The sequence below is a fragment of the Vibrio neptunius genome (assembly GCF_000967495.1).
GTDB lineage: Bacteria > Pseudomonadota > Gammaproteobacteria > Enterobacterales > Vibrionaceae > Vibrio > Vibrio neptunius.
The window spans coordinates 18,560-29,872 of sequence record NZ_JXXU01000013.1; the positions used below are offsets into that span (position 1 = coordinate 18,560).

Consider the following 11,313-nt stretch of genomic DNA (forward strand, 5'->3'; position numbering starts at 1 on the left):
GGTTAAGCGTTAAAGAAAATCAATATTTGAACGCCCGATTTCGTTTTTCTTGGTCTCTTTCTTCTTGTCGCTTTTGCCTTTGTGGGCTTTGCGCTTTTGTGATGGCTTACTCTTGTTATCTGGTCTAAGCGCTGGCTGGCTAGCAGCCTCTTCTTGCTCTTCAGTCACTGGGGCATCGCAGACAACAACATAATACTCTTGGTTAAATTCGAAGAAGTCACCATCGTACATTTTACGACGTTTACGGGTTTCAAGTTCTCCATTAACAGCCACATAACCCTCTGAGATAATGTGTTTCGCTTCACCACCTCCGCCAACAAGGTTAGCAATTTTGAATACCTTATACAGTTCAATTGGCTGAGATGAAACCTCAATTCCTATTGCTTCGATCTCAATTTCTTGCTCATTTTCGTAGTCATCTGTCATGTTTTGTTTCAACGGTACTTGGAAAAAAACTGAGTCTAATGCCTATCTGCTCATAAATAAACTAAAGTTAAACATAGAAACCGTATCGTAAGGGTACTCGCTTTGCTCAAATGGACACTTGTTCTGTTGCTATTTTCATGGCAAACAATGGCTTATCATCCACCAACGAAAGTTGTGGTGTATGGAGACGATTCCTACCCTCCTTACAGTTACGGTGAGGATGGGGTTGCCAAAGGCATCTACAGTGACATACTCCGTCGAGTCTTCGAACAAATGCCAGACTACGATATAGAATTGGTCCCTGTCCCATGGAAGCGCGGCCTCAAGATGCTTAAAGTGGGTCAAGGCTTTGCACTCTACCCTCCCTATTATTATTCCGATCGACGCCGTTATATTTCTCCATATTCCAAACCTATTCTTGATGAGCAAGTGGTCGTATTTTGTCACCCAGACAGGACAAAAGAACGCGCTTTAACTGAGTGGCCCCAGGATTATCTAGGGTTAACAGTGGGTGTCAATGAGGCCTTCGCGCTTGGTGGGCAGACATTTTGGGATGCCGTTAAGTCAGGAGACATCACTCTTTTAGAAGCCAAGGGGAATCGCCCCAATATCATCAACCTGTATGAGAAGAAAACTGACTGCTATATGAACGATAGGCTGTCGATTTTATGGGAAATTAAACGCATGACCAATGAGGGCTTATTACCACAGGACTGGCAACTAAAGCTCGGTGCAGTAGTCAGCAGCGAGCAAGGCTATCTCGGTTTTACCAACCGTGCCCCTGATAGTTATCCCTTTAAAAAAGATTTCATCAAAAAATTCAACCAATCACTGAACAAGCTGAAAGAAACTGGTGAGATTGACAGCATTATCAAAGCCTATTTTGAAAATGGAATATAACCGTCTCAGATCAAGATTGACTTGTGGCGAGACAGGCCTGCCATTTAACTTAACCTGATGCACGGCAAGACGACATTATACTGTCGACAGTGTGCGATTGAATTTCTGCTTTGCCAGATTGAGATGCTTCAGTGCATCAAGCCGTTCCGTCTTTCTTAAACTCGATGTGTAGCTAATCGCGGCTTGGCAGTCAAAGATCGCCTTTTTTACCTCTTCTGGCCCAATCTTTTTGGGGATTTCTCGGTTAAGTAGTAACAATAACTTATTGGCTACCTGCACACATTGACGCCTAGATTTAAATACTTCTATGCAGAGTCCGATCGCCTTCTCTGTTGATTGAAATGCATATTGATCAACTTGCCATAGAAGACGATCTAACGTGGACTTACGTTTTCGACTACGTTCAATCTGATTCTCCAGCATAAGCTGCAAAGAGCATGCTTCCAGCGAAGGTGTCTCATCTATCCCGCGATTGAGAACCCAATTCGTTACTTGATCAAACCAATGGTAATTGTCTGTCTCGTAGAGTAGATACAACAGGTAATGGAGCCATGACAAATCTAATTGATGATAGTTCTTGAGCAAATCAGCTAGCTTAATTCGAGCAACTTTATAGTTGCTATCGTGCAATTCAATATGTACCTCGACCAACGTCAATGCAAGTCTCTCATTTTCAGATAAGTCGACCTCCATGAGTTTATGCAATTCATTCTGAGCTGACATTGAGATAGAACATCCTTGCGCCTTTGCAACCGTCAATTTTAATCGCAAAGCATAGATTGCACTCGATAAGGTGTTGTGGTGAGTGTTGGCAATTTGCTGACGGTATAATGCAAAACCACTCATCGCTTCCTCGAGGTTATCTTCGATTTCACACAATCGAGTATACGCTAATATACGAGGCATATTGCCTTTGGAAAACTTAAGCGCTTGAGCTAGGGCTTGCTTTGCTCCCCGCTGGTCTTTTCGTAGTAAACAACACAGCGCTATACTATCTGACACTACTGAAGGTTGTTTACCCGTATCATCAATCCATTGCTCAAGAACAGACTGCGCTTGATTTAGCTCCCCCATTTCGATTAAAGCCATTGCATGACCAGTCGTTGCCCATTGACTATTGCGCTTTGCTCGGCAAGCCTGAAAGTGCGCTATCGCTTGTCGCATCAGTCGCTGGCTGAGGTATAGATCACCTTGAATACGCAGAATATGAGTTGCGTATTCAGGGTAACACTTCATCGCTTTAGAGAATGTTTCCTCAAGATCCGAAACATCACACTGTTGTGCACTCAATAGCAATGAGGACATCACTTGCTTACGCCTGTACACACGTAAAATACGCTTCTTGAAGGCATACAAAGAATATGGCTTAAGCACATACTCATCCGGCTCCACCTCAAGAATTGAACGCACCACTTCTCCATTCGTCTCGCTAGTGAGCATGACAAATGCACATTGAGGACGAAGCAATCCATGATAGCGGCATTCTTCAAAAATTTGTTTACCTGTGAGCACTTTGCCAAATCGATAGTCGCAGATAAACAAGTCGATCGAAATCTCTCGAAGGGTTTTATAAATCGAGCCGACATTCTTGGCCGTATAGATCAAACGGTCACTAAAGCCCGACTCTCTGAGCAGCATTTTTAGATTAGCTATGACCAATGGAGAATCGTCGGCGATCAGTACGCCCGCTTGGCTCACGTTTTGGATTTGGCCGAACATTATTCAACTGTTTTCATCTTGAGGAATGGTTGGTTAGGGTATAGAAACTAGGAGCGGATTAACACGATAGTTTTATCAGAGTTCTGTCAAAATCAAACAATTTCAGCAACTCTCTAAATAACTGATAAATATATAATTTAAATAAGAAATGGTTTGGTAAATTTACGCACAGTTCTCTCTTTCACATCTCATAATCTGCTTCTCATGCTGTCCTCTTAATCATCCTATTAAGATGATTTAACAAAGCCTCATTGAAGACAAAGGGGTAACGTCTCATTTTTACCAATTACTCAGCTAAAATAAGAGTACTTAAATGCAAAAGATGAACGCATATCAATAAAAGCTCAAAATTACTGTCTCATACTTGACTCACTGCTGGAGCTCAACAAATATTTCATGTTAAAACTATAGGTTAAACCGAATATATTTTTAAATTCATAACTTTAGCTTATGGAAGGCTTTCCGCGTGATGGATTTAGGTACGTCGAATTACATGTCACATAACATCAAGAACAAAACGTCACAATCGAACGCTTCGTCTGTCTCAAGTAGCCAGTCTGTGAGTGACACATCACAAAGACCAAGCTCCGCTGCTCTGAGCGGAGCCGAACTTGATCAGCTAATGGATAACCACTTTAAGCATATGTTCGACGTGTTTAATGATGGTCTTTTCTATATGACAGACGATGATAGAATCTTTTTTTATAATCCGACGTTTTATGAAAACTATGATATAGCCTCTGGGCAGTGCCATCTCGATGCGTGGCTCAATCTTGTTCACCCGCTGGACAAAGTCATGTTAAAAAATGCAGTCGACGCACACATCCAAGAAGACAATCGTAAGATTTCGACTCAATACCGAGTAAAAAACAAGGCCGGTCAATATGTTTGGGTTGAGGGTACCGCAGTGACCAAAACCATCAATGGCAATCGTTTTATGATTGGTTGTCATCGTGATATTTCAGATCGAAAACTGATGGAAACCTACGTTCAGCAGGCTGCATTTAGAGATAATGCCTCTGGGCTGTCAAACAGCCAGAAGTTGAACATTGATATTGACGGTTTAGTTGACCAACTGCCTGGTTTGCATTCATTAGTCTACATCCAGATTGGCGATATTCGCTCCTATCTCAGCGCTTATGGCCCTCACATTTTACGCGACGTGATGTCACACCTTATCACAGCGTTAAATTCATTCACGGATGATTTCGTTGATATCTATCGTGTACGCTCTGATGATTTTGCCGTGCTAGTTAGAGGGCAATATTCAACCAATGAACTTACCCAACTGGGCGAAAATATCGCCAAGACTTATCTCGAATCCCTTCAGAGTAGCAGCTACATGTATGGTACCGATATCAGTATTGGTATTTTCCCCAGCTTTGATATCGGACTTGCAGCGGAGGAAATCATCAAGATCGCGGCTCGCACCTGTCAATTTGCTGGGGAAAAGAAGCGTAACCGAGTTGGCGTATACAGTAATGAGACCAAAAGCAAAGTTGACCGACACTTCTATATCGAGCGCGAACTGGCCAATGCTATTCATAACCAAACCCTATCGGTAAAGTTTCAACCCATTATCTGTGCTAAAAAAAATCGCGTCGCCAGCTTCGAAGCATTAGTTCGTTGGAAAAGCGATAAAATTGGAGAAATTTACCCGGATGAATTTATTGAAGTGGCAGAGAAGAAGGGTCTGATCGTTGAGCTAGGGTACCTTATCTTTTCTAAAGCGAGTCAATTCATCAAGCGATACTTATCCGTTCATCGCACCAATATTCGAGTCAATGTTAACGTGTCCGTTTTACAACTGTTGAATCATCAGTTTCCAGATCGGATCAAGCAAATCGCGGATCAACATGGCGTCGAAACCAGAAACATTGTCTTGGAATTAACCGAAACCATCATTCTCGATGGCAACAAAGGGGCGATATCTCAGTTAAGTCGTTTGAGTCAGTATGGTTTTTTACTTTCCTTGGATGATTTCGGATCCGGTTACAGCTCCCTCAATAGCTTTTTTGACCTCCCCCTAAATCAGATTAAAGTCGACAAGTTGATGGCTTGGCGATGTCTCGACAACCCTGCCACTATGGAATACCTGACCTTTATCACTCAATTGTGCCAATCACATAATGTAGATATTGTGGTAGAAGGTATTGAGAATGCTGAGATGCAGAAACGTTTCACTGAAATGGGGGCTTCATTCCTCCAAGGTTACTGGTTTTCTAAGCCTCTTTCTGTCGCTAGTGCAAGTCAATACATATCCGTCTAACGGCAGCCTCTTTCACCCAATCATCAAAAACTCGAGAGTTCTACCAGTTTTTGGGTGTAGATCTGTTGTGGCTGTTGGAATAGAGTCACGGTTTCTCCCTGTTCAACAATTTCGCCTTGCTGCATGACAATGGTGTAGTGACATAACGACTTGACCACATTCAAGTCATGGCTGATAAACAAATAGGTCAGCTGATACTTTTGTTGCAGCGATTTCAGTAAGTCTAGGACTTGCGCCTGAACCGTGCGATCTAATGACGATGTGGGCTCATCCAGTAAAATAAATTCAGGCTTTAAAATTAACGCCCGTGCTATCGCGATACGCTGGCGCTGACCTCCTGAGAATTCATTAGGATAACGATGGCGAGTCTCAGGATCGAGGTCAACTTCCTCCATCACTTCGCATATCATCTTGTCGACCGTGGGGTCATCATAATCATAATGAACACGCAGCCCCTCACCGATCACCTGGGCCACAGACATTCTCGGGTTCAGAGCTGAAAACGGATCCTGAAACACCACCTGCATTTTACTGCGGTACGGTAGCATCTCTTTACGATCTAAGCCTTGCAGTTCATGCTGCTGATAAGAAATCGAACCTTGGGAATGAACAAGACGCAGAATCGCCATTCCCGTTGTTGACTTACCAGATCCACTTTCACCAACCAAACCAATCGAATGACCACGTTTTAAATCAAACTTCATGTCAGTCACGGCTTTTATATGCGATACCACACGTTTAAACAGGCCACCCGTAATTGGGAACCATACTCTAAGATTGGCGACAGATAACAGGTTGCTGGCATCAGCGGAGACTTCAACGGGCAAACCTCTAGGGTCTGAGTTTATTAACTTTTGGGTATAGGGGTGTGTTGGCATGGCAAAGAGTGACTGGCAGTCCGCTTCTTCTACCAGCTCACCATTTTGCATGACGGCTACACGGTCTGCGATGCGCCGAACAATACTTAAATCGTGGGTAATAAATAACATCGCCATGCCTAACTCTTGTTGCAGCTCTTTTAGCAGGTCCAAAATCTGCGCCTGCACAGAGACATCCAGTGCGGTTGTTGGCTCATCTGCAATCAATAACTCAGGCTCATTGATAAGAGCCATGGCAATCATCACTCTCTGTCTTTCACCGCCAGATAACTCATGTGGATAGGCATTAATCTTTACATCTGGGTAGCGTATGCCAACTTTAGCCAACCACTCGACAGCTAAAATTTCGGCTTGCTTTTGCCGCACACCACGATGAATCGAGAGTGTTTCGACTAACTGCTTGCCCACTTTATGCAAAGGGTTAAGCGATACCATAGGTTCCTGAAAGATCATTCCGATCCTACCACCGCGAATTCCCCTTAATTGCCTCTGCGAGCAGCTCAGCATGTCGATGCCATCAAAATGGATGCTGCCCTCCAAATAATGGGATGAACCATTGGGAAGTAATTTCAACACTGAATTAGCGGTCACAGACTTACCCGAGCCACTCTCTCCAACCAATGCAAGCGTCTCGCCTTTGTTGATCGACAATGACACCTGATTGGTCACTCGCTCGATCGCTTTTCCACGACCAAACCCTACAGATAAGCCGTCTATTGTTAATACTGGTTTGGTCATGGTTATCTCCCTTGATGATGAGGGTCAAAGGCGTCGCGAACCGCTTCACCGACAAATACAAGCAAGGTTAGCATTAGCGACAATACAAAGAAGGCTGAAAAACCTAACCATGGTGCTTGTAAATTCGCTTTCCCCTGAGCCAATAATTCACCCAATGAAGGCGAACCCGCAGGCAAACCAAAACCCAGAAAATCAAGAGAAGTGAGGGTGGTTACGGAACCGGAAAGAATGAAAGGCATCATAGTCAAAGAGGCGACCATCGCATTGGGTAACATATGGCGTCTCATAATACGTCTATCACTGACGCCCATTGCCTGCGCGGCTCTAACATAATCGAAGTTTCGACAACGCAAAAACTCTGCTCTGACAACCCCAACTAGACTCATCCAGCTAAACAAAACCATAATGCCGAGCAACCACCAGAAATTGGGTTCAACGAAACTAGACAGAATAATCAACAAGAAAAGGGTCGGCATTCCGGACCAAACTTCGATAAAGCGCTGACCTAACAAATCGAGCCAACCACCGTAGTAACCTTGGGTAGCACCAACAATCACTCCAATCACACTGGAAATGATGGTCAGCACAAAACCAAACAACACAGAGATCCTGAATCCATAGATGATTCGTGCTAGGACATCCCGCCCTTTGTCGTCAGTGCCAAGCAGATTGACGCTATCGGGCGCAGACGGCACCGAGCTAGAGATGTTGAAATTGATCGTATCATAGCTAAAACGAATCAAAGGCCAAATGATGTGCCCCTCTTCTTCGATCAGCTCAACAACATAGGGGTCGGTGTAATCCGCTTCCGTTTCAAACTCCCCTCCAAACTCAGTTTCCGCATATTGAGTGATGACTGGGTAATACCAACCTCCTTGATACTTCACAAGCAAAGGCTTGTCATTGGCGATCAGCTCAGCAAACAAACTGGTTAAAAATAACGTCATAAAAATCCACAGTGACCAGTAACCACGTTTGTTTGCTCGAAACCTTAGCCAGCGCGCTTCATTTAACGGATTGCGTCTTTTTTTTGTCAGCATTAACGCGCCTCAAAATCTATTCTTGGGTCAACCCAGGTGTAGGTTAAATCAGAGATGATGCTCAGAATCAAGCCAAGCAGCGTCATAATATATAAAGAACTAAACACCACTGGATAATCTCGTTGGATCGTTGACTCAAACCCGAGCAATCCAATGCCTTCAAGTGAGAACATGACTTCAATCAACATAGAACCGGTGAAAAAGATGCTGATGAACGCCGCAGGGAAACCAGCAATGATGATCAACATCGCATTACGAAACACATGTTTGTAGAGAATACTTCTTTCATCCAAACCTTTCGCTCGTGCCGTTACAACGTATTGTTTGTTTATCTCATCGAGAAAAGAGTTCTTGGTCAACATGCTCAATGTTGCGAATCCACCAATAACCATCGCCAGTATCGGTAACGTCAAATGCCAAAAATAATCGATGATTTGCTCATACCAAACGAGCTGCTCAAAGTTGCTGGATACCAGTCCCCGAAGCGGGAACCAGCTCAAGTAGTTGCCACTCGCAAACAAGATGATCAAGATGATGGCGAACAGGAAACCTGGGATCGCATAGCCAACAATCACGACAGCACTTGACCAAACGTCAAATCGAGAGCCATGGTGGATGGCCTTCATGATACCCAAAGGAATGGAAATCAAGTAAATGATCAGCGTGCTCCACAAGCCCAATGAAATAGAGACAGGTAAGCGCTCGACAATTAAATCAATCACATTACCGCCTTTGAACAAGCTTTCGCCAAAGTTGAATGTGGCGTAGTTTTTGAGCATATCAAAGTAACGCTCATGCAGAGGCTTATCAAAACCAAACTGCTTTTTTATCTCCTCAACGACTTCTGGATCCAGACCTCGTGAGCCTTTATAACCCGTCGAGTTAGCGTCACTGCCTACATCGAGGTCAACTTCACTGCCGCCACCAGCAAAACGTTCCATAATGCCAGAGCTATGCCCTTCTAACTGGGCAATAGCCTGCTCCACCGGTCCTCCCGGTGCAATCTGAATAATGAAGAAGTTGATGGTGATGATCGCCCACAGCGTGGGGATCACCAAGAATAAGCGACGAAATATATAGGCTGCCATCTATCCCTCTGCTAACGTCGTTTTTCAGGTAACTTGGCAGCTTTATCCTTTGATATCCACCAAGTATCAATACCTAAGTCATATCTCGGCATGTTGTCAGGACGCTCGAATTTGTCCCACATCGCAACACGATACTCACTCACGTGCCATTGTGGAATGATGTAAAAGTTCCACTGCAACACTCGGTCGAGAGCACGCCCTAAAGAAAGCAATGCGTCTGGGTCTTGCTGCTTTTTCGATATCTGCATCGTCAAGCTATCGACCACTGGGTCAATAACACCAGCCTTGTTGTAAGAAGAATCTATGTAATCAGAGTTCCAAACAATCTTCAAGCTTGGACTCGGATAAGGGTTTGCAAAAAATGCTGAAGAAACCATGTCGAAATCACGATCATTTCGTCGTTTAATATATTGAGTGGTATCGACAGAACGTATTTTCATATCAATGCCTAAACGCTTCATATTTTTTTGTACTGGAATCGCTATACGCTCAGTAGTTGGGCTATAGATCAAAAGTTCAAAGCTAAACGGTTGACCCGTTTTAGTATTGGTGAGTACTTTGTTTTTCAGCTCCCAACCTGCTTCTTTTAGCAACCTAAACGCTGTACGCATCTGGGCACGAATACGCCCCGAACCATCGGTAACCGGAGGCTGAAACTCTTCTGTAAACACACGACGTGGAACCTCGTCTTTAAATGGCTCTAAAACCTTCAACTCCTGATCGCTCGGTACGCCCTTCGCCTCATAGTCGGTATTCTGGAAGTAACTGCGAGTGCGAGTGTACTGACCATAGAACATGTTTTTGTTCATCCACTCGAAGTCCATTGCATACGTCAGAGCCTCACGGACTCTAGCATCTTTGAACACTTCACTTTGTGTATTAAAAACAAAAGCTTGTGTGTTTTCTGGCTTCTGATGAGGTATTTCTTGTTTGGTGATATACCCCTTATCAAAATTCACGCCTGAGTACGAGTTGGCCCAAAACTTCGCTGAGTTTTCCAGACGAAAATCAAATTCACCGGCTTTGAACGCTTCCAGCATGACAGTGTCGTCGCGGTAGTAATCGTATTGTACTTCCTTGAAATTATTACGACCGACGTTTACTGGCAGATCTTTAGCCCAATAGTCCTCTACTAGCGAATAAGTCACACTCTGGCCAGATTTATAATCAGCAATTTTATATGCTGAGCTACCAACTGGAGGAGTAGTAAGAGGTTCTGAAAATTTCTTATCTTTCCAAAAATGTTCTGGCAATACACGGGTCGTTTGGGCAAAGCTGAACATCTTTTCGCGATTAGGCGTTGCCATTTCAATACGAACAGTCAGATCGTCTTTTGCCGTGACCGATTTAATATCCTTATAGTAAACGCGATACTGCGGTACACCTTCGGTCATAAATTTATCAAACGTGAAAGCGACATCGTGCGCAGTGATTGACTCGCCATCGTGGAAACGTGCCTTGGGGTTAATGTCCACCTCTAGCCAGGTGTAGTCATCCGAGTATCTCACTCTCTCTGCGATCAGAGGGTAGTAGGCATCGATTTCATCACTGGGAGAAAACATGAGCGTGTCATACAACTCTCCTGTTGCAGCAGCGGCGACACCTCTGGAAGCGAATCGGTTGAAGTTATCGTACGTCCCGACTCGACCATAAGTCATTTTGCCAAATTTCGGGGCGTCAGGGTTGACATAATCAAAGTGAGTAAAGTTGCTTGGGTATTTCGCCTCGCCAAAACCAACTAAACTAGTCGTTTCGATAACTTTGGCATAACCGATCGAGCTTAAGCTCGCAATCATTGTCCCTAATAAGACACTGCGCATTCTTGTCATTACCATTCCCTCGGCTGAAATCGCTATTCTCAAATAAACAATTAATATTAATAATTCAATTACTTGAATAAGTATAGGTGTTCAACACAAACCTTTCGAAGAGTTCACGTAAGAATGGGCATACGTCACTGGTGAGTGGCTTGTTTCAATGTCGAGTTGTGAACTGATCCTAGTTCTGAAGTTACTCGACGAGTCACTCCGAACGCTGCCAGCTCAGAAAGCCGAAACGCATATGAAGACTTTCTTATTGTGGGTGACGAAACACGATACACAACCAACCTTTTCTAGTTGTTGTGCTGTTCAAACATCACATACATTTGGGTGACTGTCCCCAAAGGTGCTCCGTTCAAACATCACATACATTTGAGTGACTGTCCCAAAAGTACGACTCGTTTGAGTGACTGTCCACGAAGGTATGCGCACGAA

At 43.9% G+C, this 11,313-nt stretch carries 8 protein-coding genes; 2 read left to right on the top strand and 6 right to left on the bottom strand.

Annotated features, from left to right (window positions below):
• Window positions 1-9 precede the first annotated feature (9 nt).
• Entirely contained in the window at window positions 10-426 is a 417-nt protein-coding gene (locus TW84_RS05205) for an RNA-binding S4 domain-containing protein (RefSeq protein WP_045974614.1), read from the bottom strand.
• A 147-nt stretch (window positions 427-573) separates the two neighbouring features.
• On the opposite strand from TW84_RS05205, the gene TW84_RS05210 reads away from it, so the two are divergent.
• Window positions 574-1,326: a substrate-binding periplasmic protein gene (locus tag TW84_RS05210; RefSeq protein ID WP_045974615.1), complete on the top strand. Its 753-nt coding sequence runs from the start codon at window positions 574-576 to the stop codon at window positions 1,324-1,326.
• 75 nt (window positions 1,327-1,401) lie between these two features.
• On the opposite strand, the gene TW84_RS05215 is transcribed toward TW84_RS05210, so the two are convergent.
• Window positions 1,402-3,045 (bottom strand): response regulator, encoded by a 1,644-nt coding sequence (locus TW84_RS05215; protein WP_045974616.1) that lies wholly within the window; start codon window positions 3,043-3,045, stop codon window positions 1,402-1,404.
• 493 nt (window positions 3,046-3,538) lie between these two features.
• On the opposite strand from TW84_RS05215, the gene TW84_RS05220 reads away from it, so the two are divergent.
• On the top strand, window positions 3,539-5,314 hold the full coding sequence (locus TW84_RS05220; protein WP_052707888.1) for an EAL domain-containing protein: 1,776 nt from the start codon (window positions 3,539-3,541) through the stop codon (window positions 5,312-5,314).
• A gap of 23 nt (window positions 5,315-5,337) precedes the next feature.
• Here the strand turns inward: TW84_RS05220 and TW84_RS05225 are convergent, their stop codons facing one another.
• Genes TW84_RS05225 through TW84_RS05240 form a run of 4 tightly spaced genes read right to left on the bottom strand, consistent with a single transcriptional unit; the run spans window position 5,338 to window position 10,878 of the window.
• On the bottom strand, window positions 5,338-6,930 hold the full coding sequence (locus TW84_RS05225) for an ABC transporter ATP-binding protein (RefSeq protein WP_045974617.1): 1,593 nt from the start codon (window positions 6,928-6,930) through the stop codon (window positions 5,338-5,340).
• Between the two features lie 2 nt (window positions 6,931-6,932).
• A complete protein-coding gene (locus TW84_RS05230; RefSeq protein ID WP_045974618.1) occupies window positions 6,933-7,970 on the bottom strand; it encodes an ABC transporter permease in 1,038 nt (345 codons plus the stop codon).
• Window positions 7,970-9,058: a microcin C ABC transporter permease YejB gene (locus tag TW84_RS05235; RefSeq protein ID WP_045974619.1), complete on the bottom strand. Its 1,089-nt coding sequence runs from the start codon at window positions 9,056-9,058 to the stop codon at window positions 7,970-7,972. The genes TW84_RS05230 and TW84_RS05235 overlap by 1 nt, the downstream gene beginning before the upstream one ends.
• Before the next feature lie 11 nt (window positions 9,059-9,069).
• Complete coding sequence (locus tag TW84_RS05240; protein ID WP_240478139.1) at window positions 9,070-10,878, bottom strand: extracellular solute-binding protein; 1,809 nt, start codon at window positions 10,876-10,878, stop codon at window positions 9,070-9,072.
• Between the last annotated feature and the right edge of the window lie 435 nt (window positions 10,879-11,313).